We start from the raw sequence: 26,052 nt of genomic DNA, 5'->3' as shown, positions 1-26,052 counted from the left end.
ACTCAATGCATTTTTCTCAATAATCCGTCCGCGTTGCGCAGCATCAAAGCACCGGCAGCCAAGGAGAGCAGGAAGCAGAAGCCGGCAGCGACAGTGAGCGTTGACCATTCAAGAACCGTATGGCCCAACAAAGTCTGCCATCCGATGAAGACCAATCCAAGCACGTAGCAAATGCCCGTCAGGTGGATCATGCGGAGACGTACCCAAATGGAGAGCGAAGTCCGAGTACTCAGCCAGGCGACGAGCGGGATGGCCTGAAGTGCATGGAAGCCTAGGCCGTGCAGCCAAATAATGTTGCCATGCAGCCCCACGGTCCGGCCTTGGTTAACCGAAATCCAGATTCCCGCTGCAAAAGACAGCATCACGGCTACCATGGCATAACGGATGCCCGTCACCAGCTCAGGATGAGCCGCGTATACTTTGCGACGGAAATACTGCGCGGCCAGGAACAGATAAAAGACGACGAGCAGCAGGGCGATGAACGCAAAAATGTTGCCCACAGCCTTGTCAAAGGCAGACCCGTCTTTGACAAACCGGGGATTGACCCCCCGGAAATTTTGTACCGTTTCGGCAAAATAGGAATACAGTGCGAGCACGATGTAGGGGTAGCGGTAAAAGGCTCTGCCTCTTCGTCCGAGACCCGAATACGGGATAATGAGGGCCGTGGACAGCAAAAATATCCCGATCGCAGCGTTAAAAGAAAATGCGTTTTGAACATTGCCCCCGGGGGCTACTTCCGCCCCGTTCACAAGGGTCCAGATCCCGCAGAAGGCGGACAGCAGAAATCCCAAGACAGCGGTCAGAACCAGCCACTTCTCCCCTTCAAACCAGCGGAACGCCGGCCGGGCGCCCACGCTCCTTACATTGACCATTTCCATCAATAATCTCCTCCATCCGAACGTTTTGGCTTTGATTACGTCTTATTGTACAGAGAAGGAGGTTCCGGCAATTCTATCCGGGGTCCAGACTTTTTCCTGGACTTTGGTCGATGCCGTCCCCGACCAAAGTGCGGGATACAAGCTTCTTCATTGTTTAGTTCGCTTACAGAATAAGCAGGGGGAGTTTCTGCCAGGACAAACAGCCCTGAGCCGGTCAACCGGCTCAGGGCTGTATTGGTTAAGGCTTTTCGTCTGGCTGCCAAGCGCTTCTGGTTGAGCTAGCAGTAGGAGTGCTCATGTACGGGAGCTATCCAGCCTGCACAGGATCAAGGCAGCACCATCTACCCGGAAACCTGCCGCAGGGGTTCTTCATAGGCGTGTTTCTTGCTGCCTGCCGGCCACAGAACCCGCTGCAGAAGAAGGCAGATGAGGCCAAAAACAAGAACGAGCATGCCTAGGACGCAGAACACCTCTCCCACGCCAAATCCTTTGATCAGCAAACCACCGGCCAATGGAGCTGCGACCATAATCGTACTGGACATCATGTTCTGAATGCCGAATATCCGTCCGGTCATGCCTTCCGGCGTTTCCTTTTGCAGCGCGTAATTGTTCGTCACCATAAACAACCCGTTGCCGATCCCGATGACAAGGCCCAGCACGATGCTCCAGATCTCCGGTGAACCGGGTCTCAGCAGCCCCATCGCCCCGATCGCAGCGCCTACCAGGACGATGCCGCCCCCGATCCCTGTGCCGTAACCGATCCGGTTCCGGCGGTTCAAGATCATGATCGTGGCTACAGCACCCACGCCGGTTGAGGAGACCATCCAGCCCAGAAGAGATTCGTTATCCGGCGCAATCTCTCTATAGAGCGTGGGAAACTGGAAATCGATCATAAGAATAACGAGGATGACCGCCATATTCACGATCAGCGTGGTGAGCAGAATCCGGCGCTGCAGCAGCACCGCCCACCCCTGCTTCCATTGTTCGATGAAGCCCGGTCCGTGCTTCGGACCGGCATTTACACCCGGATTCATGTCCGCCTGAGGAGCCGTATGATTTGCCTCGATACGGCGCAGCGTAAACAGCAGCAGGCAGGAGATTAACCGGGTGACGGCATTCACCAGAATGCACAGCTGCGGGGATAGCACCGTCAGGACGACCGCACCCAGCAGCGGACCGGCGATTTTGGAGAACTGGTTGACCAGACCGTTATAGGAAGTCGCCTTCAGCAGCTGATCCTCGTGGACCACCTGGCGTGTCAGCGCCTGATGGGACGGGACGCGGAATACGCCCATGGCGGCACGGAGCGCCAGCAGCGGCAGCAGCCAGTACATGCCGGGAGCAAACAGCAGCAGGACCGTCAGGACGGTCTCGGCCGCATCGGCGATCAGCATCAGGTTGACCTTTTTCCAGCGGTCGGCAACCACCCCCGCGAGCGATCCGAGAAGGATGCCCGGCAGGGCCATCATGACCGGGATCAGCGCAATCATTATGGGATCGGCCTGCCAGCGGTAGGCGACCAGGACCTGGATCGCAAAAGCGTCGAACCATTCACCGAACGACGAGATGGCGTAAGCCGTAAACATTTTGGCATAGATGCGGTTAGTCCACACCGATTTTGCGGGGGGCCGCGGCTCAGTAACAAGGGTAGACATGAAAAATTCCTCCGTTCAGTCAGAATATGGCGTACTCTCACTCTAACGAAGGAATATCAGAGGAACATCAGACAGCATCCAGGATGCTTTCGATTTTTTCTTCGATCGGCACTTTATTGGCTTCCAGTTGATACATCCGGTTATATTCGGCGTATTTCGCGGCAAACTGGCGATGAAGCTGTGGATCCTGCACGTTGTGCTCCAGATAAACCAGCGTTTCCCGAATCGATCCGACGATCAGCGGCACGTTGTGCGTCATTTCTCCAACCTCAATGCCGTAGTTCAGGGCAGCTGCAGCCTCGGCGCGTTTCCCCTGCCGGAGCAGCATCCGGCCTTTAAGCCCGTGATAAAAGCAAATTTCCCGCAAATACGGGGTTTCCTCCAGCATTCGTTCGACTTCGCCTGCGCAGCGTTCGGTTTCGGGCAGGTTGTCTGCACCCAGGTGGACATACATCTCTGCCATTTTGATATGGACGTTGAAAATATCCAGCTCTCCCCCCGCTTCACGAACGGCCTCGTATGCCGCCTTAACCCTGGACAGATCCTCTTCGGTCCGGCCGTTGTCGGTGTACAGCCCGATAATATTTAAAATCCTCAGCTCCCGCTGATGATCCTCCGGACCAATGTTGGCGGCCATGGTTCGCTCGAAATAATCCAGGCATTTTCCCGGTTCATTGTAAAAGTACAAGTAAAAATGCAGCAAATAATACAGTTTACTCGACAGCGGGAATTCGTTATCCGTTAAAAACCAGTGGATATCCGCCTGCGCATACCGGATAAAAATCAGGTGGGACGGGGGCAGCTCAAACCCGAGCAGATCCTGCTGGCTCGCCAGCGTAATCATTGATTTGCATTGGCCGTACATGAGGTACTTGTTCATCAGCTGCCGCATTTGGGCCTGCAGCTCGGTATCCTGCATCGACGGATTGCGGAGATCCGGCTCTTTGACCGTCAGGCTGTAGCCATAGCCGCGCACCGTATTCAGAAAGACCCGGTTACTCCAAGGACGCAGCTTCTTGCGCAGACGGTAAATGTGGTCGTCCACCGTCCGCTCCACCGGATATTCCATCGGCCATACCCGGTCCAGCAGCTGTTCCCGGCTGAAAGCCTGGCCGCGATGGCTGTATAAAAATTGCAGCAGCGCATACTCTTTGGCAAGCAGCGAAATGCGCTCCTCCTGGTAGCTGACCGTATATCCGCTTGGATCAAAATCCAGCTGGGCCACCATCCTCCCCCCTTTCTTCAATCGCGCATGTTGGCGACCGTTTATCTCCCTTTCTGCTATTTAAGCATATTCCCGATTTGCCGCACAATAGGATGGAGGTCGGGTGGTGAAATGATGCCATTAGGCCAACTTTTATCACAGCTTAACGTTTAAGAGTAAAAGACGTTGGGTTTTGAGGTATGAGAAGGAGGTACAGCCGTGATCAAAATTCAAACCAGACTGGTCATGGTACCGGTTGTGTTATATATCATCTGCCTGTTGATAGGCTGCAGCCGTGCAACGTCGGCCTCGCCCGGCTCTCTATGGTTTCGCAGTGCTGAACAGGCCGTAGAATATGGCCTTCATGAAGAGCAGGTTGAACTGTCCGACGTACTCACGACCATCACGGTCGACGGGGAAGAGCTCATCTTTTACGAAAAATACGGCGCCTTCGGAGTGGTTGGGGTGAACGAGGGGTCCCGCGGGTATCAGTGGTACCGATTATCTGCCTATCTGAACTTTCAAGGAGAGGAAACCCCTTATATGACCGGAGGCTTTACCGTTCAAACCGCTAAGGGGCGTAATGTGAACATTCTTGCCGGAAAAGTGTTTGATCTGAAGATTACCAGCATGATCGTAAAAGGGAATAACGAGGCTCAAGTGCTGTCCGTTACGGGGCATTCCCGTTTCTTCTTTATGGCTCACCAGTCGCTTTTTTCTGAATTGGAGGTCACTCCGGTAATGGGCGGCGGGGGCAGCCAGGATGGGGGAGAAAAGGAACTCATAGATAAGTAGATGTCGGGATCATCCCGATTCATTAAAGTGACAAAAGAGGTGTTAGATTGATGATACGTCAGCTCAGACGCCCGGCGGCTCTGCTCGCAACGGCTGCCGGTACAGCCACCATCCTGCTTTGGATGATGCTGGGCTTTTTCAATCCGTATTCATCCAGCCTCGAAACCGGCCCCCTTCAAATCACCTTCTTTACGCTGTGCGTGCCGGCCGTCCTTGCGATCATGTCTGCTTGGTTTCGCCTTAAAGCGCTTGTGCTGATCGCTTTTCTTTGGTCCCTGCCCATTAGTTTGTACCTCACGATGACCCAGGGCATATTTGCATGGTTTGGCGCTACCTCCTGCGCTTATCTGGTCACCTACTTCCTGATGCTGGCGGAACGGCCGCGATAAGGGGGCAGAAGCGGCAGTAAGTGCAAATAGGTGCACAAGTACATCTATTTCAGTCGCGGGCCCCCTCCAGTCCCCGATTCCCCGCCTCCCCCAGTTCGCCTCCCAAAACTTCGCCTGCTGTATCCCACCAAACGCAAAAAACCGCCGCGGCGTCCTTACGGACCTCCGCGACAGCTCCTGGTGGCACGCGCCTCAACGGCCGCGTACTCTTTGCCTAACTACTGAATGCTTGCTCCGACTTCCTTGACCATCTCCTGTACGGACAGCAGTCCGCCGCCGGAGAGGTACCAGTAGTTCGGATCGAGATAGACGATGTGCCCGTCTTTGAAGGCTTTCGTATTTTTGATCAGATCGTTCTCCACCGTCTGCTTGGCGGAAACGGATTCTCCGCCTTCTCCGGCAACAGCCGCGCCGCGGTCCACGACGAACAGGTAGTCCGGATCCTTTTCGGCTACGTATTCGGATGTGACGCTTTGACCGTGCGTGGAAGCTTCAATGTTTGCATCCACCGGTGTAAAGCCCAGCACATCGTGGATCAGTCCGAAGCGGGAGCCCGGGCCGTAAGCGCTCAGCTTGCCTTCATTCGCCAACACGATCAGGGCGTTTTTGCCCGAAGCAGCGGCTTTATCGTGAATTTCCGCGATCGTCTTGTCGACATGGTCCAGCTCCGTTTGGATCTCGTCTTCTTTGCCGAAGATTTGGCCGACGGTGTTCATATTTTCCTTAAACGATTCCATGTACCGCGCCGTATCCAGGCCCAGGTAAACCGTCGGCGCGATCTTGCTGAGCTCCTCGTAAGCATCGGATTGGCGGCCGGAGATAATAATCAGGTCCGGGCTCAGCGCATTGATTTTTTCAAAATCCGGCTCTTTCAGGCTCCCCACGTTGCTATATGCATCCTTGTCGGCGTACTTGGACAGGTACGGAGGAATGTTCGCCTGCGGAACCCCGGTAACCTGAACGCCCAATTTATCCAATGTATCCAGAATGCCAAAGTCGAACACGACGACCTTCTGCGGATCTTTCTTAACCTTTGTCTCGCCAAGCTTATGTTTAATCGTCAGGTCCTCGGAACCTGCAGCCGCCGAAGTGTTGGTCGGTTCAGCAGACGCCTCTTTCGCGGGTTCTGCCGTATTTTTATTGCCGCATGCCGCCAGGACGACGACCAACACGGCCGTGATGATGAACAGCATCATCTTTCTTGTTTTCAACTTCATCCACCCCATATTCTGATTTGGTTTTCGGCTTGAACCAAGCCGTAAATGTATAAAATTATGTGATGAACTACCCGCCGGCGCCTGGCTGGGATGAGTCCACGCATATAATTTCCCTTGGTTAGCATTCCATATGATTCTTCACCTGGCCCGTTCAACTCAGGGAGAACTTTATTTTTCGAACAAGCTGCCTCTTACCTCTCCCGGGCCTCAGGCTTCAGGCAAAATAAACGCAAATTTTGTTGTTGTTAATGTTCTCAATGGGGATATCCATCCCGTAGACCTGCTTCAGCACCGGCGTATCGATGATCTCGTCCGCCGTTCCTTCCTTCACGACTCTGCCGTTCTTCAGCGCGACGATGTCGTCTGAATAGACGGAGGCAAAATTGATGTCATGAATGACGATAATGACCGTCTTACCCAGCTCATCCACCATCCGCCGCAGCACCTTCATGATCTGCACCGAGTGCTTCATGTCCAGGTTGTTCAGCGGTTCATCCAGCAGCACGTAGTCGGTGTTCTGGGCAATGACCATCGCGATAAAGGCCCGCTGCTGCTGCCCTCCGCTCAGCCGGTCCAGGTACTGGTCCTGCAGATCGCCGAGCTCCATATAATCAATGGCTTCCTGGACGTATTTCCAGTCCTCCGGCTTCAGCCGGCCCTGCGAGTAAGGAAACCGGCCGAAGCTTACGAGCTCCTTGACCGTCAAGCGGACGTTAATATGATTGGACTGCTTCAGAATCGAGATCTTCTTGGCGAGTTCGCTGCTCTTGCAGCGGTCCACCCGCTCCCCTTCGATCAGGATTTCACCGCCGTCACAGGAAATGAGGCGGCTGATCATGGAGAGAAGCGTGCTTTTGCCCGCCCCGTTGGCACCGATAAAGGAGGTGATTTTCCCTTTGGCGATGTTCACCGAGACGTTGTCGACCACTGTTTTGCCGCCATATTGTTTGGAAACCCCTTTAACCTCGATCACGATGATTTACTCCCCTTTAGCAAAAGATAGATAAAGTACACGCCGCCGACCAGATTGATGATGACGCTCAGCGTCGTGGAGAAAGTAAACACCCGCTCCACCAGCAGCTGCCCGCCTACAAGGGCGACGATGCTGATCAGCACCGCAGCCGGGATCAGCAGCGTGTGCCGGTAGGTCCGCATCAGCTGATAGGCCACATTGGCCACGAGCAGCCCAAGGAACGTGATCGGCCCGACAAGCGCCGTTGCGATGGAAATGAGCACCGCTACAACAATGAGCAGCCTTTTTACCACCCGGTCGTAATCGACGCCTAGATTGACAGCGTGATCCCTTCCCATAGCAATGACATCGAGATACTTGGTATAGCGCGTAAAATAGGCGGTGACCAGCACGATCCCGGCCGCCGACACAAGCAGCAGATCCGTATTAACGTTGTTGAAGCTGGCAAACATTTTGTCCTGGACGATTTGGAACTCGTTCGGATCGATGAGCACCTCCATAAAGGAGGACAGGCTCTGAAACAATGTGCCGAAGATCAGACCGAGCAGAAGCAGAAAGTAAATGTTCTGGCCTTCCCTTTTGAACAGGAGCTTGTAGAACACGACCGAGAACACGGCCATCATGCCGACGGAAATGAGAAAGTTCACGTTTTTGCCCATCGCCGTCAGGCTGATCGAGCCGAACACATAGACCATGAAGGTCTGAAACAGCATATACAGGGAATCCAGCCCCATAATGCTCGGTGTCAAAATGCGGTTGTTGGTAATCGTCTGGAACACGACCGTCGAGAAGGCGATCGCTCCGCCTGTCAGGATCATGGCCAGCACCTTTTTGCCCCTGCGCGGAAGGATATAATCCCAGTTGCCGCCAGATTGGATCATCATAAAGACAGCAATCAGGACAAGTGCGATGACGGTTAAAACGATCAGCTTGGTCAGGTTGGATTTGCTCATGTATAAGCCCTTCTTCTCAGCAGTAAATAAATAAAGATCGCGCTGCCAATCACCCCGACGGTGACGCCGATGGAGATTTCATACGGAAAGATGATGACCCGGCCCAGAATGTCGCAGAACAGCACGAACACGGCTCCCAGCAGTGCGGTATGTAGCAGGCTTTTTTTCAGATGATCCCCCAGATACATCGTGACGATGTTCGGAACGACCAGGCCCAGAAAAGGAATCATGCCCACGGTTAAAATCACGACCGATGAAATAGCGGCGACGATGACCAGTCCGATGTTGACGACGGCCTTATAGTTAAGCCCCAGGTTCACCGCGAACTCCTCCCCCATGCCCGCAATCGTAAAGCAGTTCGCGAACAGATAGGCGATGATCAGGAGCGGAATGCTGATGTACAGCATCTCGTAGCGGCCTTTGAGGATCATGGAAAAGTCGCCCTGCAGCCAGGAGGACATGTTCTGGATCAGATCGTTTTTATAGGCAAAAAACGTCGTGACCGAGCTGACAATGTTGCCGAACATGAGTCCGACAAGCGGAATGAAAATCGCGTCCTTGTATTTGACCTTATCCAGGATCCGCATGAAGATCATCGTTCCCAGCAGCGCAAAAACAAAGGCCACCAGCATTTTCACCAGCGGCGCCGCATTACCAAATACCATGAGGGCCACCAAAATGCCGAACCTTGCCGAGTCCATCGTTCCGGCCGTCGTCGGCGACACGAACTTGTTTCTCGTCAGCTGCTGCATGATCAGGCCGATAATGCTCATGCTCGTGCCGGCGATGATAATGCTGATCAGGCGCGGCAGGCGGCTGATCCAGAGCACCTGCTTCTGTTCGGCTGTGAGATGAAACAGATCCAGCGGGGAAATATCCTTCACCCCGATAAACAAAGAAGCGGCTGAGAATACGATAAGCAGGATCCACAGCGTCCACAGGTAAGTGTTTTTCATGGCTATCCAACGCTTTCTTTAGTCTGGCCAGTCATTGAAAATAATGAAAGTATTCCGAAAAAGCATATGTCACTTTCGATCTAATTAATAATGATATTCATTCTCAATTAACTGACTTAGTTATTATTCTAACAGCTGACCGGTTTTTGTCAAACGTTTCTGGGTATTTTTATTCTTCTGCCTTCCTCCCGCAAGATGAATGCAGGCCGCCCGGAGTGGTCATAGTAACAGGGAATGCCGACTGCAAACACAAGGAGGTTGAACAGCCATGGACAGCACGCACGAGTATGTGGAGAAGCTCCACGATACCCAGGAAAAAGCCCGCAAACACAAGGATGGCATCAGCAAAGGAGCCAGCGCAAAGCTTCCGACCAAGCAGCATGGCACGAAGAAATAACCGGTAAACCTTAAAAAAGGGCATTTCCCTTTCGGCCGAAGGGGAAGTGTCCTTTTTTTTGAAGATATAAGATAGTATAAGCTCCAGAGAGTGCTTCTCCTATATCGTAAGATAGGCTTTTTTCTTAAGAGAGCAGAAAGTATAGGATTCGGAGCCTCTGCTTCCGGATCTCGCAAGAAAAACTTCAGCTAAACGCGGTCTGTCTTCTTTGAAGGTACGTCGATAGACGTTTTTCTTATTATTCAGGGGTTTTCGCAAAGTTTCTGCAATCTCCAAGACCAAAGTCCAGTTTGAACCTAGGCCAGAGACAGTTTCTGGATGACCCGCTGCTCCGTTAGAATGGACGAAAGCATGAGACGGCATCGGCCTCAGGTTGGATTTGACTGCAGGCGGCGAGGGCCGGTAAGGAGAGAAACTATGGAGTGGATCATCCATCTGTTTGAACAATACGGGTATATGGTGCTGTTTGGCGGCCTCTTCGCTGAATCTTTGGCGATTCCCTTCCCGGGAGAGCTGGCCATGGCCATCTCCGGCCATATGTCGACGCTGGGGAGCTTTCACCTGCTGCAAATTATTTTGTATTCGTATATCGGCGCCATCGTCGGCACGACGGTGACGTATATAATCGGGTATCGTATGGGAACGCCCTTCTTTGAAAAATACGGCAAGTACGTCCTCCTGAACCCGGCCCGGATTGCCAAGATTACCGGCTGGTTCGACCGGTACGGCACTAAGCTTATTCTGATCTGTTACTTCGTGCCTGGGCTCCGGCATTTTACCGGATACGTGTCCGGCGTGCTCCGGATCAATGTACGGACCTTCTTTATCTATAACTACATCGGCGGACTCGCTTGGGTGATCGTCTATGTCATGATCGGCAGGCTGGTCGGCTCGAAGATCGAGCAGTTCCTGCATTTGATTTCCCAGTATTCACTTGCCGCGATCCTGGTGGCTGCGGCGATCCTGGTTCTCGTCGTGTACCTGAAACGGAGAAAAAAATCCGCAGCCCCCCGTATCAAAGCGGAAGTGCGGCAGGAGGACTAAGGCCAAGCGCAAACGAACGAGCAGCTAACAGCTGTGGGACAGCCGACGCCCGAAATGACCGCACGCCTACAGCACTGGCTATCGTCTAGAACGTCAAAAGCCGCCCTCCGGGGCTTGCCCGGGGAGCGGCTTGTAACGAACGCTTTACACTCTATTTGACGGCGCCCTGTGTCACGCCGTTGATGATCCATTTTTGCGCGAACAGGTAGATGATGATCATCGGCAGCATCGCCATCAGATACGAGGCGAAGGCCAGGTTGTAGTCCGTGTTGAACTGTCCCTGGAAAATGTACTGCACGAGCGGCAGCGTATAGCTCGACTGGTCGCTGATGATGATCAGCGGGAGCAGGAAGTCGTTGTAGGTCGACAGGCAGATCAGGATGCCGACGGTGGCGTTGATCGGCGCCATCAGCGGGAAAATGATCCGCCAGAACGTGCCCCACGTCGTTGCCCCGTCCACCGTGGCGGCCTCCTCGAGCGCCATCGGGATCGAGCGGATGTATCCGACGTAGACGAAGACGTTAAAGGCCAGCGCATAGACCGTATGCAGGATCGTCAGGCCGACCAGATTGGTCATATGCAGCGCCGATGCCAGCTTAACGATCGGCAGCATGATGATCGGGAACGGAATGAACATAGCGCTGATGAAATAGAAGTACAGCCCTTTGAAGAACTTCCGGTGCATATTCCGGGCGATGGCGTACGCCACGAGCGAGTTGGTGAGCAGCGTCAGCACCACCGTCGAAATCGTCACAAGCGCACTGTTGCGGAATGCGCGGAAGAAGTTGGTCATTTTCACCGCGTTCGAGAAGTTTTCCCAGTGAAACGTCTTCGGAATCGCGAAGACCGACCGCGTCATTTCCTCGGGATTTTTCAGCGCAATGGTCAAGGTCATGTACAGCGGGAACAAAATCAGCAGCGTCCCCAAGGCAATCAGGATCATGACGGCCCAGTTCGTTTTCGTTCTCATTACATATCGCTCTCCCTTCCTTGTAGAAATTTAAGCTGCAGGATGGAGATGATCGCAATGACGATAAAATAAATGACCGAGTTGGCGGACTGGTAAGCAAACTCGCCTCCCTGGAATCCACCGATGTAGATCAGGTGCGAGATGGACTGCGTCGCCCGGCCGGGCCCGCCATTGGTCAAAGCGACGATCTGGTCGAAGACCATCAGCGAGTTTTTCATCGCCAGCACCATATTGATCGTGAAAAACGGGGAAATGAGCGGAAAGGTAATTCTCCAGAACTCCTGCCAGCGGCTGGCCCCGTCCAAATTTGAAGCTTCGTACAGCGAAGCAGGGATGGTCTGGAGTCCCGCCAGATACAGGATCGTATTAAACGCAATCCCCTGCCATACCGCCACGATGACGACCCCGATCCAGGCCAGGTTTTCGTTGCCCAGAATGTTCGTTGAGAACGCATGGATGCCCAGGTTCTGCCCCCAGATCGTAAACACGTTGGAGAACAGGTAATTGAAAATGTAACCGACGATCAGCACGCTCAAAATGTTCGGCAGAAAGTAAATGCCGCGGAAGAAGTTGCGCGCCTTGATCCGCGCGTTCAGGCCTAAGGCGATCAGCAGACTGAGCACATTGATCAGAATGGTGACGACGATGGCAAACTTGAAGGTGAACAGATAGGCGTTCCCCACGTTGCTGTCCGTAAAGAGGTTTGCGTAGTTGCGGAACCCGATAAAGTCGTAATGCTTCCCGAACCCGTTCCAGTTCGTGAACGAATAGTAAATGCCCTGCAGGGCGGGCAGTGTCATAAATACGAAGAACAGTACGACCGCCGGCACGGTCATCCAATAAAACGCCGTAAGTCGCTTGGACATCCCTTCATCCTCCTCTTTTGATCATGATGTTATTTCCGGCTCTGGACTTTGTCCCACTCGGTATCGAGTGTTTTCAGGTAGGCGTCGATATTCCGGTTTTGCAGGAATCCCTGAACGATCGAGTTCAGCTGCACGGCGGCCGGGATGTAGTGGTCGGCAAAATCGACGACTCTGCCCGCCTTGAAATAAGGCTGCAGCTCGGCAACCGCCGGGTCGTCCTGCGTCACACCTTTAACGGCCGAGAACGCGGTCTGCTCTTTGATGTACTGGCCGATGTTGTCCGGCTCGAGGAGAAAAGCGATGAATTCCTCCGCTTCTTTTTTATGCGTGGTGCTCTCGGAGATGGTCAGCAGCGTGTCCACCCCGGAGATCAGCTTGTTCTTGTCCGGGTCGTTTCCGGTCGGGAACGGGAAGAAGCCGATATTCGCGTTCGGGTTCGATTTCCGGATTTCCGGAATGGCCCAGCTGCCTTGGATATACATGGCCGATTCCCCGCGCGCAAAGGCTCGGTTGCCGTCCGCGTACGTTTTCCCGAAGTTGTCCCCATGTCCGTAATCGAGCAGCTCCAGCTGCTTCTCCGCCACCTCGCGGAACTTCTCTTGGAAGGTCACCTGATTCTCACGGCGCTGCTTGAAGAAGTCGATGCCGACCAGGTTGGGTGCGAGCGCATTAAACGGCAGATTCGTCTGCCAGTCGTCCTTGTATGTAAAATAAAACGGAATGACGCCGCTGTCCTTCACCTTTTGGGCGGTCGCAATCAGCTCATCCCACGTTTTCGGAACGCTCAGCCCCAGCTGCTTAAAGATGTCCTTGTTGTACATAATGCCGTTGGCGTTGGTTGCGTAAGGGATGCCGGTAATTTTACTCAGCCCCGTTACGTCCTTGAGCATTTTTATGTAGTTCGGATCAATGGATTCGACCAGCTTGCTCTGGGTCAGATCGGCGAAAATATCGCTCTGCGCCAGGATCGAATACGTGTCGGTCGCGCCCATGCCGATGACGTCGGGAATGTCGTTCTTGACGACCCTTGTCTTCAAGACCGTTTCGGCATCCGGCGGATTCACCTGGGTGACCTGGATCCCGGGGTGCGAAGCGTTGAACTTGGCCACCAGCTTATCAAAGGAGCCTTTGGCCTCCGGCTTGTTTTGAAAAAACTCCAGCTTGACCTTCCCGGCGTTCTCCCCGTTATTCCCGCAGGCCGTCAGCATCGACGCGAGCAGCAGGCAGGCCAAAAGGATTCTTCCCATTTTCATGCGAAACCCCCCATATCGAAATTCTTGATGTTGAATTTTCTCTAAAATTACCCGATTTTGTCGAAAAATAAACAAGCCGCCAAGCATGAAGCCTGCGCGACCATGCAAATGCAGCGCCGTTTCCCGGCGAAGTAAAAAGCAGCCCCCTGACGGAAAGGCTGCTTTTTGCATGGCTGGACCGAAGCGCGCTTATTTTTTGGCGGCCAACCATTGGGCTACGCCTTGAATGTCAGCATCGGACAGTTGGCCTTTGAAGGCCGGCATGCCGCCACGGCCGTTCGATACGATCCCGGCGATTTCGTCCGCGGAGTATTTGGCTCCGACCTTTTGAAGGTTTGGTCCTACGGCGCCTTCGAGGTTGTTACCGTGGCAGCTGACACAATTGGCTTTAAAGGTCGCTTCCCCGTTGCCTGCTGCTGCGTTGCCACCGGTTTGACCGGTCGTTGTACCCGTATTCCCGGCGTTGTTATTAGCTGCGCCCTGATTGTTGTTATTGTCGCTGCTTTTACCGCAGGCGGACAGGGAAAGAACGAGCAGCAGGCTCAGGAAAATGATCGATTTTTTCATTGGGGGTGTCTCCCTTCAACTTTTTCAAATTTGCCTCAATACAGCTACGATGCCCCAGCAATAAGCTTTTCATGTACGCGGATTATCGTGATTTCTCGTATTTGCGGTTTTTTCGGCTTGGCATGGCATGTGCATAATATACCCAGCAAAGGGGAACATATCCCTCAAGGAGGAATGAAACCATGGCAGAACAACAAAAGGAACAACCACCAAGCGGGTCCAGGCGCCAGTTCCTGAAATATTCAGGGACGGCGATCGGCGGTCTGGTCGTCGGGGGCGTTATCGGCGGAGCCATTACCGGCGGCTTCAACAAGAAAAAGCCGGCTGCGAATGCCCCGACATCGCCGCAAACCGGAACGCAGCCTGCTGCAGATTATAACCATGCGACCATGTACTTCAACCAGCGCCAGCTGCAAATTACACAGGCAGCGACAGAGCGCATTTTTCCTAAGGACGATAACGGTCCTGGAGCCAACGATTTGGGCGTTGCTTACTACATCGACCACCAGTTAGCCGGTCACTGGGGCTTCAACGCCCGCGAATACCGCATGGGGCCTTTTGTTAAAGGGGAAGCCACACAGGGCGACTATCAGAGCATTAACCGCAACGAGGTCTTCCTGCTCGGGCTTACCGCCATTGACAATGCAAGCCAGAAAAAGTACCAAAAGGGGTTTACCGACCTTGCCGACGAAGAAAAAGACGCCATTCTGACTTCGCTCGAAAAAGGTGACATTGAAGTGATTAACGGCATCACCGGCAAAAGCTTCTTCGATCTGCTTCGCAATATGACGCTCGAAGGCGTATATGCGGACCCGCTCTATGGCGGCAACGTCAACATGGAGGGCTGGAAGATGCGGAACTATCCGGGCAACCAGATGTCCTATGCCAAAATTGTCGGTGAGGACGCTTTTGCAAAAACCGATCCGCTCAGCCTGCATGACCATTTGGCCACACATTAATTTTTACATGCTGACAGAGAAGGAGAGTTATCCATGGCTACGAAATTGCCAAGAGTCCCGGTATTGATCGTCGGGATGGGATGGATCGGCGGCATTATCGCCGCCGAATTAAGCAAGCAGGGAATCAAGGTCGTCGGCCTGGAACGCGGTAAACCCCGTTCTACCGAGGACTATTACATGGTCCATGACGAGCTCCGTTACGCCCAGCGCTATGAGCTGATGCAGGACTTGTCCAAGGAAACGATCACCTTTCGGAACACGTCGAAAATGACGGCCCTGCCGATGCGCCAATACGGCGCCTTCCTGCTCGGGGAAGGTCTCGGAGGCGCGGGCATCCACTGGAACGGACAAACGTACCGGTTTCTGCCGTACGATTTCGAGATCCGGAGCAAAACGATCGAGCGCTATGGAAAGAAAAAAATTCCGGATGGCATGACCATTCAGGACTGGGGCATTACATACGACGAGCTGGAGCCCTATTTTTACAAGTTCGAAGAGGTCGCGGGCATTTCCGGAGATCAAGAACAGACGCCGATGGTCGGCAAGCGTTCCAAGCCGTTCCCGACCAAGCCGATGACCAAGACGCCGATGATCAAAATGTTCGAGGAAGCGACCAAAAAGCTTGGCTACCATCCGTATATGATGCCGTCGGCCAACCTGTCCGAGCAGTATACGAACCCGGACGGCATTACCCGGGCCCCTTGCCAGTACTGCGGCTATTGCGAGCGCTTTGGCTGTGAATACGGCGCTAAGGCCGATCCGGTCGTGACCGTCCTTCCGGTCGCACAGAAATCGGGTCATTTCGAGCTGCGCGAGTATGCCAACGTGACGGATATTTTGCATGACGGGAAAAAGGCCACCGGCGTGAAATATGTCAACCCGTTGACCGGCCAGGAATACGAACAGCCGGCAGACGTCGTCATTCTGGCGAGCTACGTGTTCAACAACGTCCGGCTGCTGCTGACGTCCAAGCTCGGCAAACCGTATGATCCGAATACGGGAACGGGCGTTGTGGGCAAAAACTACGCTTACCAAACGAATGGCGGTTCAGCGACCGGTTTTTATGACGACAAGCAGTTCAACCTGTTTGCCGGAGCCGGCGCGCTTGGCATGGAAATCCCGGACTTCAACGGCGACAACTTTGATCACAGCGATCTGAATTTCATCCACGGCGCAGGTATCCGGATTTCGCAAACCGGGCTCCGCCCGATCGCGAACAATTCAGTTCCGAAAGGGACGCCAACGTGGGGCAAGGACTTCAAAGCGACCTCGCTGAAATACGCGAACAACTACTTGACCGTGGCGGCGCAGGGATCGAGCATGCCTTGGAGGCACCACTATCTCGATCTGGATCCGACCTACAAGGACGCTTACGGCAAACCGCTGGTCCGGATCACGTTTGACTTTGAGGAGCAGGACCGGCAAATGATCGCCTTCATGGCAGGTAAAACCGAAGCCATCATGAAGGAAATGAAGCCCTCGTCTATCGGCTCATCCAAGGAGCTGGGGCCGTTCAATATCGTGCCGTATCAATCCACGCACAACACCGGCGGCGCGATTATGGGATCGGACCCTTCGACTTCGGTCGTCAACAACTATCTCCAGATGTGGGATGCCGAAAACGTGTTTGTCGTCGGCGCATCCGCCTTCCCGCATAACAGCGGTTATAACCCGACTGGTACCGTTGGCGCCCTCGCTTACCGGGCTGCGGAAGGCATTGCGAAGTATTTGAAATCAGGCGGATCTCTCGTTTAAGCGAAAACACCGCCTGTGGGCAAGGAAAATGCGGAGGGAATCAAATGGATCAAGACAACTGGATTGTTCATGTCGCCGAGGCGCGGAAGCGGCTGATCATCGTCGGCATCTGCTTCATCGTGACGTTTGCCGCCGGATTGTACGCCGCCCCCGGCATCCTGCTCTACCTCAAGTCTCAGCCTTTGGCGGAGCCGATCGCCTGGAATGTGTTTTCCTTTACGGACGGCATTCTGATCTACATGAAATGCGCGCTGATCTTCGCGCTCATGTTCACAGTTCCCGTCCTGCTGTACCAGCTGTGGGCTTTTGTGAAGCCGGGGCTCACGGAGCATGAGGCGAAGAGCGCGTTCCCCTTCATTCCGGTCGCATTCATGCTTTTTCTGGCCGGGCTGTCGTTCAGCTATTACGTCGTGTTTCCGATGATGCTGAAGTTCATGAAGCGCATGAACCAAACGATCGGGGCGATCGAAACGTACGGGATTGACCGGTATTTCGGGTTCCTGTTCGATCTGGTCATCCCGATGGCCATCGCCTTCGAGCTTCCAGTGGTCATTCTGTTCCTGACCCGAATCGGAATCTTGACGCCCGATACGCTGAAAAAGACGCGCAAATACGCGTACCTGGGGCTGGCGATCCTCGGCTCCTGCATTTCGCCGCCGGATTTCGTCTCGCACCTGTCCGTCACCATTCCGCTCATCCTGCTGTTCGAGATCAGCGTTTACGTATCCGGCCGCCAGTGGCGGAAAATGCAGTCCAGTCCGTCTGGCAGCTAGCTACTGCAGTTCCTGCTCATCAGCAGCTGCACAATCCCAAAGTCTGGCAACTGCAGCAGTTCAATCCGTCTGGCAGCCAGGAAATTGCACTCTCCGTCTATCCGAGACCGCATCAGTTCCGTAGTCCGGCAACTCGGAGGCTGCAATCCTGACCAGACGACAGCCGCCATCCGTCCAGTGTTCAGTCATCTGGGGCTAGGACGTTAAATCCAGAAAAGAGGTGTACATGCTATGCTGAACAACATTGGTGTATCCGGCCTGGTCATTATTTTGGCCATTGCCCTCGTCCTCTTCGGGCCATCGAAGCTCCCGCAGCTCGGAAGAGCGTTCGGGGACACGCTCCGCGAGTTCCGAAGCTCCACGCGCGGAATCGTCGAGGAAGAAGAGACTTCCTCCGAGTCTTCGGTGAAGCAGCTTGTCGAGAAGCGCTAATATGCCCAAAGCAACGCCTATTAAACAAATAAAAAGCAGCCTCCCCTATGGGGATTGGCTGCTTTTTCATTGAGGATCCCTTCGATGGGGACCTTTTTAGGTTCTTCAATGGGGCCCTCAAAAGGGACTAGTTGCTTATTTATAAGGTTTCATCTCCGGGCACATAAGCTGGTATTTTCACAAGATCTTCGGATAGAACTGGTTGCATTTATTCAAATGGAGTCCAGTCTCTCACCGGGGGATTATCTGATGCTTTCATCAGAAATACACTCTTGTTGGAGGCTGATCGCTTTTTTCAACCTGGCCTTCCAACCTGAGTGGCTGGTGTATCCCTGTACGACTCACTTCTATTGTGACCTTCGCTTACTTTATAGGAATAACAAAGAGGGCATACGAAAAAACGTCCTTATCCAATGGACACTTCTCTGTTTTGTCCTATAAAAGAAAGACACGGTACTTATATTCTCTAGCCTGCCGTTTCAAGAGTTCACCCCTATATTTAGCGTTAAAACTCACTAATTATCTATATCTAGGAGTTTACGATGAACCAAAGGTATGGTATTAGTGTCCACCTTTTAAAAGACAAAATCGAGTTTTGTTCGTTTCCAGTAGACAAATACAGTCTAATTGGGACCAGCATGAGGCGCAAGGGCCCAAACCGTTCGGCTTCCCCCGTTGTTCTCTAGTTTCAAATCCACTAACTGCTCCCTGGCACTCCACAAGTCACAAGCCAATCAACTGCTCCAGGCACTCCAAAAATCTCAAGTCAATCAGCCTTTTCTCCGGTACTGTCCAGATCTCTCAAAACCACCAACACTTTTCCTCCTGATCTCAAACCCACTAACTGCTCTCAACAATCACAAATCCCAAATCACTCAGCCTTTTCTCGTCTCAAAACCACTACCTGCTCCCCGACACTCTCCATTTTGAAATAGCTCCCGCTCATCTTCCGTCCTCCTATAATGGACATATCCTTGTTTTGTTTTATAAAAGGAGGACACGACACTATATTCTTCTACGGGCGGCTGGATATAAAATTTCCCTATATTTTGTGTTAATATTTATAATCAAATCAATATATAGGGTAGTGACTGAGGACAAAGATATGGTGTTAGTGTCCAGCATTTGAAAGACAAAATCGAAATTTGTTCGCTACGAGGGAACAAACACTATGAAAATAAAAATTTGAATTTTGTTCGTTATCACTGAACAAACACCTTGAAAGATACAATTTGAATTTGTTCGTTGTCAGTGAACAAACACCTAGATATACATCGAAATATGTTTGTTGTCAGTGAACAAACTCCTTTAAACGGTACAATCCGAATGTGTTCGATCTGATTAAGACAAATTCAATATAATCGTGAACAAGCTCCGGGGCGCAAGCCGACCAATTATTCTCCTGCGCTCTCCAGGTTTTTGAACTGGCTCTCAAACATCCGGGCGTAGAAGCCCTGGCGCCCGATCAACTCGTCGTGGCTGCCCTGCTCCACGATCTCGCCATGATCGATGACCATGATGTTGTCGGCGTCCCGGATCGTGTTGAGCCGATGCGCGATAATGAAGGTCGTGCGGTCCTTCATGATTTGGAGCAGCGCATCCTGGATATGCAGCTCGGTACGCGTGTCGATGCTGCTCGTCGCCTCGTCGAGGATGAGGATCGATGGCTTCGCCAGGATGACGCGGGTGATGGCCAGCAGCTGGCGCTGACCCTGGCTGAGATTGCCGCCGTTCTCCGACAGCTCCGTCTCATAGCCGTCTGGCAGGCGGCGGATGAACACATCGGCGTTCGCCATCACGGCGGCTTCGCGGATTTCCTCATCCGTCGCGTCAGGTTTGCCGTACTTGATGTTTTCCTTGATCGTGCCGGAGAACAGATACGTATCCTGCAGCACGATTCCGAACGTGCGGCGGAGGCTGTCGCGGGTGTAATGGCGGATATCGATGCCGTCGATCCGGATGGAACCCCCGGTCACGTCATAGAACCGCGTCAGCAAATTGACGATCGTCGTCTTGCCCGCCCCTGTCGGCCCCACCAAGGCCGTACTGGTCCCCGGCTTCGATTCGAAGCTGACCCTTTTCAGGATCGGCACCTCTGGCCGGTACCCGAAGCTTACGTCCTCGAATACGACGTGGCCTTTGGTGCGATCGAGCCGTACCGCATCCGGCAAATCGTCCGGCTCCTCCCGCTCGTCCAGCACCTCGAACACCCGCTCTGCACCCGCCACGCCGGACTGGAGCAGATTATAGATGTTGGCCAGGTCGTTCAGCGGGCGAACAAACTGGCGGGAGTAGCTCAGGAAGCTCGCGATTACGCCGACGGTAATGAGGCTCTTGACGGCGAGAATCCCGCCGACAAGGGCGACGGCGGCAAAGCCGATGTTGTTGATGACGTTCATGAGCGGCATCATGAAGCCGGATCGAATCTGCGCTTTGAGCCCGACTTCAAACAAGCGGCCGTTGACCGCCTCGAACTCGTTAATCGCTTGGTGCTCGTGATTGAACGCCTTGACGACTTCCATACCGGAAATCGTCTCTTCGATATGTCCGTTCAGCATGCCGAGCTGAACCTGCTGCTCCTTGAACAGCACTGACGTTTTGCGGGTGACCGTGCGCGTCAGTAAATACAAAATCGGTACGGTAATTAGACTCGCCAAGGTCAGGATCGGGCTGAGCACGATCATCATCACTAACGAGCCGATAATCGCGATGCCGCCGGCCATCAGCTGCGTGGTGGATTGGGAAACGGTCTGGCTCACATTGTCGATATCATTGGTCAGCCGGCTCATCACTTCCCCGTGCGACCGGGCGTCGAAATAAGATACCGGAAGCTTCTGCAGCTTCTGAAACAACGAACGCCGCAGCCCCGCAACGATTCGCTGCGAAACGCCGGCCATCAGCCAGCCCTGCAGAAAGACGAGCACAACGTCCGTGATATAGGCAGTTGCCAGCACGATAATAAACGACTGCAGCAGCCCGAAAGCAACGCGTCCATGGTTCGCGGACATAGCGTCGATCGATTTGCCGATCAGAAACGGCCCGATCAGGGTTACGCCCGCATCGATGATGATAAACACCATGATCAGGCTGAGCAGCTTGCGCTCGCGTCCGAAATAACGCCACAGGCGCCCCATCGTTCTCCGGAAGTTTTTGGGCTTGACCGGCTTGCCCCGGCCCATTCCCCCGTTTCCGGGTCCCCTCATCATCCCGCCAGGGCGTCCCGCAGGACCCGGTGCCCCAGGAGGCGGCGTCTGCTGTGCCTGTGCGGTTTCATTCTGCGGCATGCGGATGCATCTCCTTTCCCAACTGGGATTGGTAAATCTCCTGGTAGACCCGGCACGTCTCCATCAGCTCTTCATGCGTGCCCGTGCCGACCATCTCCCCGCGGTCCATTACCACGATCCGGTCGGCATCCATGACCGACGTGATCCGCTGGGCGATCAGAATGCAGGTCAGCTCGCTAGCATACGTCCGCAGCGCTTCCTTGATTCTCGCCTCGGTCGCAACGTCCACCGCGCTCGTGCAGTCGTCGAGAATCAAAATTTCCGGCTTCTTCACCAGCGCCCTGGCAATGGACAGGCGCTGCTTTTGTCCGCCCGAGAAGTTGACGCCGCCTTGGCCGATCCGGCTGGCGTATCCTTCAGGCGAAGCCATGATGAAGTCATGCGCTTCGGCGATCCGGCACGCCTCTTCCATTTCATCTTGGCTCGCGTCTTCCTTGCCCCATTTCAAATTGTCCTCCACCGTGCCGGTGAAGAGCATGATCTTCTGCGGAACGACGGCGATCATCTCGCGCAGCGCATGCGGGTCCATGTCCCGCACGTCGGTGCCGGCCACTTTGACCCGCCCTTCGCCGGCATCGTAAAAGCGCGGAATCAGGCTGACCAGCGTGCTTTTTCCCGAACCGGTCGAGCCAATAATCCCCACTGTCTCTCCGGGAAGGCAGGTCAGCGTAAAGTCGCGAATGACCGGGTCGCCCTGGGTTCCCGCATAGGAGAAGCTCACATGCTCGAAGTCGATGCGTCCGCGCTGAGAATCGCGTTTCACCGCCGACTTGCCTCCATGATCCAGCCCGCTTCCTTCGGCAAACACTTCGCCAATCCGGCCGGCGGACGCCTTGGCCCGCACGAACATGTTGAAGACGTTGCTGATCATCATCAGCGAGAACAGCATCTGCGTCATGTAGTTGATGAACGCGATGATGCTGCCGACCTGCATCTGTCCGTTGTCGACCCGAATCCCGCCGATCCAGAGGACGGCGATGATGCCGAAATTGAGGAAGAGCGAAATGCCCGGTCCGAAAACGGACATGACCCTCATCGACAGGACCGAGCGGCTGGACAGCTCCGTGTTGGCGCTTTCAAATTTTTCCACTTCGTAATCAAAGCGGTTAAACGCCTTGACCACCCTTACGCCCGACAAATACTCGCGCATGACGCCGTTCACTTTATCAAGCGCCCGCTGCACCCGGATAAAGAAGGGGAAACCGATCTTCATGTTCAGCACGATCAGGACGGCCACAATCGGCACCACAACCGCCAGTACGAGCGACAAATGCACATCCAAACGGATGGCCATAATGAGGCTCCCCACGCACAGCAGCGGCGCCTTTACGAAAAACCGCATCATCCCGTTCACGAAGTTCTGCACTTGGGTGACGTCATTCGTCAGCCGTGTGATGAGCGAGGCCCGGTCGAACTTATCCATGTCCTCGAACGACAGGGACTGGATTTTCCGGAACAAATCGGACCGCATTTCCGCCCCGAACCGCTGTGACACATGGCTTGAAATGATGTTCCGAGTGGAGGCCGACACCGCGCCGACGGCGGTGATCAGGAGCATGAGCCCTCCGTAATGGAGGACTTGATCCATCCGGCTCTGGGCCACCCCGACATCGATGACCTTGGACATCATAGTCGGCTGCAGCAAGTCGCACAGCGACTCTACCGCCAGAAACAATACCGCTACGCAAAACAGTTTCCAGTATTTCTTGACATACTTGTTGAAAAAGGACATGGCTGCATCACCTTTTTACGCTTATTTGAGGTAAAGCTACATGTTCACCGATATGTAATTTAAGACATATACACTAGTGAAGATTACTCCTTTTTCGGCCATCTGTCACGACCAATATCCGGCAAAAACCTTTTATACCCTAAGCCACTTGTCAAAAAACTCACGGTACCCTTCCTTCATGATGCGGCTGGAAAAGCTCTCAAACGCGTAGCTCCGGTTGTCCCAGGAATAAGCAGATGGCGATGCCGCAGCCATGTTGACCAGCTCAAACCAATTTTTTTCGTTCCCTGAAAAGGAATGCCGGGCGCTGATATGGCCGTAACAAGGGTGCTCGGGCTTTACGACGATTTTACCCATGGCGAGCGCCTCGGTCAGCGGCATGGCGAACGTATCGAATTTCGAACAGTTCCAGTACACCTTCGCCGTGTTCATCAGCTTAAAAATATCATCCTGGCTCAGCGCAAACTGCAGCCGGACATTGAGCGGAATGTCGTATTTCTTCATACTCTCCCGGTATCGTTCGCCCCCGAAGACCATGTATACCTCTTTGTCAGGATTCTGCCGGGCATACTCCAGCACGAGATCCGGCCGGCGGTTCTCCTCGTCCCGTCCGATCCACAGAATGCGGTTGTTCACGATCTGCGACGGGTCAAAATGCCGCTCCGCCAGATCCTCGCTGAATCCGATCGGGATCACATCCACGTCGGTTACCCCGAAATTGCGGGCAAGCTCGCCTTTCAAAAACTCGGTCTGCACGATCGCCTTGTCCACCATTTGATAAAAAGGCTTCATCATATCGTACCCCGTCAGGGCCGGGTCGGGAAAGCTGTGCGGAAAAAGCACGCTGTTTTTAAGAAACATTTTCAGATAGGTAAATCCGGATACGGTATAGATCACGTGCTCGATGCCGTTCGCATAGATCTGGTCCAGCACGATGTCATAGTTTACCAGGTCACCCTTCTCATGCTCATATCCCGGCACCCAGTCATACCCGCTCACATGGCGCTCCGGAGATATAAAGACGATATCCACCCCCAGCTCGCGGCCGATGGCCTGCAGGCGGTCCGCAAAGACGCGCGGCCCCTGCCTCTCGGTAAATTGGATCTTTCTCATGACCAGTCCGACTTTGTTCATAACTTCATCATCCTTTATCTGCACTGCCTTTCTGAGTTGGAAAATCAACAGGTATACGGGTCAGGACAAGAGCGGACAGGCCAGCAGCGCCATTTCCAGGCATATGCGCCGTTCCGGCTCCAAAAAGTCCTCCCCGAGAATTTCATTTAGTTTGTCCAGACGGTTGTACAGGGTCTGCCGGTGGATAAACAGCGCCTTGGCCGTATCGTTCTTCGAGCCCATGTACTGCAAATAGACGTCGAGCGTCTGCACCAAATGCAGGTGATGCTCCTTGTCGTAAGCCATCAGCGCCCCAAGCTGCTCCTCGACGAACGATTGGAGGAACGCCTTGTCCGGGATGGCCTTCAGCAGCTGGTAGACGCCGATCCGCTCGTAGAACAAGCTGCTGCGCATCAGCTCCACCGAGCGGGATACCTCCATCACTTGCTCCGCTTCCTTGAAGCTCTTGTGCATGTCGGTCATCCGCGGGCGGATGCTGCCAAAGCCTGCGTGCAGGCTGAACGGCTGGGTAAGACCCACGCCCGTCAGGCGCAGGCTCTCCACGATCCGGCGCACCGCCTGCTTCAAGGCCGCCGCGTTGTCCCCCGAAGCGGAGCGCTCCCGCGCGCACAAAATGTAGATGCGGTGCCCTTTCTGCATCAGCAAATTGCGCAGCCCGTGCTTCTTGAGCAGGGCGCGCAGCCGGACGAGGAGATCCTGCTCCTCCGCTTCGATCCGGTCCCGGTCGGGCCGCAGGGCGCTGTCCGGATACTCCAGCTCGACGATGCCGCCGATGAAGAGGACCTCCCCCTGCTTGGCCGGACGTACGCCCATCCTGGACCGCGCCGCCTCTTCGTCCTCCAGCTGGTCGGACAGAATGTCCTGGATCAGCTGGTTCTGATCTCGCAGATGCTTCTCCTCCAGGAACAGCATCCGCAGCAGCAGCGTGGCCAGCGATTTGGCCGTGTAGTCCAGCAGCAGGACGATCCGGTCCAGCGGCTGCTCGCCCGGGAGGATCATTCCCACGTACGCCAAGGTCTCGCCGAGGCAGATGACGGGCTGCGAGAGCAGCAGCCGGTCGCCCGGCATCGGAAAGCGGCTGGGCTCCTGGGCGGCCGCTTCATTTCCCTCCACCTGCTTGCGGTAGAAGAACGTCAGCTCATCCGCCTCCTCCGATGTTGCCGGCTTCGGACAAAATTTATTCGCCTCCACGGACGAATGATACACAATTTGATAACCCGTGTATTCATATAATACATGGAGAACGGCATGAACATCCGTACTCTGCAGGGTAATCTGCTGCAGCCGGCGGGAAAAGGCCTCCAGATCCTTCAGCAGCTGATGCTGCTGGTTGATCAGCAGCCCGTGAATATCCTGGGTGATTTCAACGAAGCGGACAGGCTGCTCGAACACGAGCAGCGGAAAATCGCACTGGTCCGCCAGCTCGATAATTTCCTCCGGAATGTTCTCGATGCTCGTGCCCAGCTCCACGCACAGCCCCGCCGCCTGCTGGCGGATGAGCTGCTGCATGTAGGACAGGCGCTCCTGCTCGTAATGATGGAGCCAAAGGCCGGTGGTGAGGATCAGGTCGTTCTTCGTCACGAACGGGGCCACGTTCGTGATTTCGAGAATATGCACCCAGCCCACCTCACGGTCCAGGCCGTTCGCTCCGGCAATCAGCCGGGCCCGCTTGAACACCGGGCGCTCCAGCACTTCCCGGATATGCAGGTTGAAGCCGCTGCTCATCGGCATTCACATCCCTTATGTTAATTATGGTAACACCAGCCGAACATTATGTCCTGCCGCTGCGGCAAACGGATTGACAAGACGTATGATGAATACGCGCCGATTCGATTGTACACTTTTAATATATTATGAGGTGAGGTG

The 26,052-nt window shown here is 54.1% G+C and carries 23 protein-coding genes; 8 read left to right on the top strand and 15 right to left on the bottom strand.

Translation table 11 applies throughout. The features are described 5' to 3' along the window. Nucleotides 1-2: 2 nt before the first annotated feature. From ABIE48_RS32965 to ABIE48_RS32955, 3 genes are all read right to left on the bottom strand, one after another. Nucleotides 3-878 (bottom strand): hypothetical protein, encoded by an 876-nt coding sequence (locus ABIE48_RS32965; RefSeq protein WP_260869503.1) that lies wholly within the window; start codon nt 876-878, stop codon nt 3-5. Nucleotides 879-1,219: 341 nt separating this feature from the next. After that, entirely contained in the window at nt 1,220-2,533 is a 1,314-nt protein-coding gene (locus ABIE48_RS32960) for an MFS transporter (RefSeq protein WP_192716766.1), read from the bottom strand. Between the two features lie 67 nt (nt 2,534-2,600). Next, complete coding sequence (locus ABIE48_RS32955) at nt 2,601-3,758, bottom strand: winged helix-turn-helix domain-containing protein (protein WP_192716767.1); 1,158 nt, start codon at nt 3,756-3,758, stop codon at nt 2,601-2,603. Nucleotides 3,759-3,956: 198 nt separating this feature from the next. On the opposite strand from ABIE48_RS32955, the gene ABIE48_RS32950 reads away from it, so the two are divergent. Both ABIE48_RS32950 and ABIE48_RS32945 read left to right on the top strand, forming a co-directional pair. Continuing rightward, the gene (locus tag ABIE48_RS32950) at nt 3,957-4,532 is read left to right on the top strand and encodes a hypothetical protein (RefSeq protein ID WP_192716768.1); all 576 of its coding nucleotides are present in this window, start codon (nt 3,957-3,959) and stop codon (nt 4,530-4,532) included. Nucleotides 4,533-4,582: 50 nt separating this feature from the next. Then, entirely contained in the window at nt 4,583-4,921 is a 339-nt protein-coding gene (locus tag ABIE48_RS32945) for a hypothetical protein (protein WP_192716769.1), read from the top strand. A 218-nt stretch (nt 4,922-5,139) separates the two neighbouring features. Here ABIE48_RS32945 and ABIE48_RS32940 read toward each other — a convergent pair whose 3' ends face one another. From ABIE48_RS32940 to ABIE48_RS32925, 4 genes are all read right to left on the bottom strand, one after another. Continuing rightward, the gene (locus tag ABIE48_RS32940; RefSeq protein ID WP_354520766.1) at nt 5,140-6,117 is read right to left on the bottom strand and encodes a siderophore ABC transporter substrate-binding protein; all 978 of its coding nucleotides are present in this window, start codon (nt 6,115-6,117) and stop codon (nt 5,140-5,142) included. Nucleotides 6,118-6,352: 235 nt separating this feature from the next. Then, the gene (locus tag ABIE48_RS32935; protein ID WP_105445517.1) at nt 6,353-7,111 is read right to left on the bottom strand and encodes an iron ABC transporter ATP-binding protein; all 759 of its coding nucleotides are present in this window, start codon (nt 7,109-7,111) and stop codon (nt 6,353-6,355) included. Next, nucleotides 7,108-8,064, bottom strand: coding sequence for an iron chelate uptake ABC transporter family permease subunit (locus ABIE48_RS32930; RefSeq protein WP_192716770.1), 957 nt, complete (start codon nt 8,062-8,064; stop codon nt 7,108-7,110). The genes ABIE48_RS32935 and ABIE48_RS32930 overlap by 4 nt, the downstream gene beginning before the upstream one ends. Beyond that, nucleotides 8,061-9,020 (bottom strand): ABC transporter permease, encoded by a 960-nt coding sequence (locus ABIE48_RS32925; RefSeq protein ID WP_192716771.1) that lies wholly within the window; start codon nt 9,018-9,020, stop codon nt 8,061-8,063. The genes ABIE48_RS32930 and ABIE48_RS32925 overlap by 4 nt, the downstream gene beginning before the upstream one ends. 268 nt (nt 9,021-9,288) lie before the next feature. Here ABIE48_RS32925 and ABIE48_RS32920 point away from each other — a divergent pair, with 268 nt between their 5' ends. Beyond that, nucleotides 9,289-9,417: a DUF4023 family protein gene (locus ABIE48_RS32920; protein WP_076171988.1), complete on the top strand. Its 129-nt coding sequence runs from the start codon at nt 9,289-9,291 to the stop codon at nt 9,415-9,417. A 417-nt stretch (nt 9,418-9,834) separates the two neighbouring features. Next, the gene (locus tag ABIE48_RS32915; RefSeq protein ID WP_192716772.1) at nt 9,835-10,461 is read left to right on the top strand and encodes a DedA family protein; all 627 of its coding nucleotides are present in this window, start codon (nt 9,835-9,837) and stop codon (nt 10,459-10,461) included. 151 nt (nt 10,462-10,612) lie between these two features. On the opposite strand, the gene ABIE48_RS32910 is transcribed toward ABIE48_RS32915, so the two are convergent. From ABIE48_RS32910 to ABIE48_RS32895, 4 genes are all read right to left on the bottom strand, one after another. Then, entirely contained in the window at nt 10,613-11,431 is an 819-nt protein-coding gene (locus tag ABIE48_RS32910) for a carbohydrate ABC transporter permease (protein WP_192716773.1), read from the bottom strand. Then, complete coding sequence (locus tag ABIE48_RS32905) at nt 11,431-12,297, bottom strand: carbohydrate ABC transporter permease (RefSeq protein WP_089549634.1); 867 nt, start codon at nt 12,295-12,297, stop codon at nt 11,431-11,433. Before ABIE48_RS32905 ends, ABIE48_RS32910 begins: the two co-directional genes overlap by 1 nt. 29 nt (nt 12,298-12,326) lie before the next feature. Continuing rightward, nucleotides 12,327-13,550, bottom strand: coding sequence for an ABC transporter substrate-binding protein (locus ABIE48_RS32900; RefSeq protein WP_192716774.1), 1,224 nt, complete (start codon nt 13,548-13,550; stop codon nt 12,327-12,329). Between the two features lie 189 nt (nt 13,551-13,739). Next, entirely contained in the window at nt 13,740-14,117 is a 378-nt protein-coding gene (locus tag ABIE48_RS32895) for a c-type cytochrome (protein ID WP_145027883.1), read from the bottom strand. A 182-nt stretch (nt 14,118-14,299) separates the two neighbouring features. Between ABIE48_RS32895 and ABIE48_RS32890 the strand changes: the two genes are divergently transcribed. The 4 genes from ABIE48_RS32890 (at nt 14,300) to ABIE48_RS32875 (ending at nt 18,036) form a co-directional block, all read left to right on the top strand. Continuing rightward, on the top strand, nt 14,300-15,076 hold the full coding sequence (locus tag ABIE48_RS32890) for a gluconate 2-dehydrogenase subunit 3 family protein (protein ID WP_076172005.1): 777 nt from the start codon (nt 14,300-14,302) through the stop codon (nt 15,074-15,076). Nucleotides 15,077-15,109: 33 nt separating this feature from the next. After that, the gene (locus ABIE48_RS32885; RefSeq protein ID WP_145027881.1) at nt 15,110-16,831 is read left to right on the top strand and encodes a GMC family oxidoreductase; all 1,722 of its coding nucleotides are present in this window, start codon (nt 15,110-15,112) and stop codon (nt 16,829-16,831) included. Between the two features lie 44 nt (nt 16,832-16,875). Continuing rightward, on the top strand, nt 16,876-17,604 hold the full coding sequence (gene tatC / locus ABIE48_RS32880; protein WP_089549631.1) for a twin-arginine translocase subunit TatC: 729 nt from the start codon (nt 16,876-16,878) through the stop codon (nt 17,602-17,604). A 231-nt stretch (nt 17,605-17,835) separates the two neighbouring features. Beyond that, nucleotides 17,836-18,036, top strand: a complete 201-nt coding sequence (locus tag ABIE48_RS32875) for a twin-arginine translocase TatA/TatE family subunit (RefSeq protein ID WP_076172013.1) — start codon at nt 17,836-17,838, stop codon at nt 18,034-18,036. Between the two features lie 1,394 nt (nt 18,037-19,430). Here ABIE48_RS32875 and ABIE48_RS32870 read toward each other — a convergent pair. The 4 genes from ABIE48_RS32870 to ABIE48_RS32855 form a co-directional block, all read right to left on the bottom strand. Further along, a complete protein-coding gene (locus tag ABIE48_RS32870) occupies nt 19,431-21,320 on the bottom strand; it encodes an ABC transporter ATP-binding protein (protein WP_192716775.1) in 1,890 nt (629 codons plus the stop codon). Continuing rightward, nucleotides 21,307-23,052 (bottom strand): ABC transporter ATP-binding protein, encoded by a 1,746-nt coding sequence (locus tag ABIE48_RS32865; RefSeq protein ID WP_192716776.1) that lies wholly within the window; start codon nt 23,050-23,052, stop codon nt 21,307-21,309. The genes ABIE48_RS32870 and ABIE48_RS32865 overlap by 14 nt, the downstream gene beginning before the upstream one ends. A gap of 132 nt (nt 23,053-23,184) precedes the next feature. Continuing rightward, complete coding sequence (locus tag ABIE48_RS32860) at nt 23,185-24,186, bottom strand: glycosyltransferase (protein WP_192716777.1); 1,002 nt, start codon at nt 24,184-24,186, stop codon at nt 23,185-23,187. A 60-nt stretch (nt 24,187-24,246) separates the two neighbouring features. Continuing rightward, nucleotides 24,247-25,911, bottom strand: a complete 1,665-nt coding sequence (locus ABIE48_RS32855) for a PucR family transcriptional regulator (RefSeq protein ID WP_192716778.1) — start codon at nt 25,909-25,911, stop codon at nt 24,247-24,249. Nucleotides 25,912-26,052 lie beyond the last annotated feature (141 nt).

Origin of the sequence: Paenibacillus sp. OAE614 (assembly GCF_040546645.1) — a bacterium.
Taxonomy (GTDB): domain Bacteria; phylum Bacillota; class Bacilli; order Paenibacillales; family Paenibacillaceae; genus Paenibacillus_AQ; species Paenibacillus_AQ favisporus.
The sequence above is the reverse complement of the archived record's forward strand: the minus strand, read 5'-3'. Positions and strand labels throughout refer to the sequence as shown.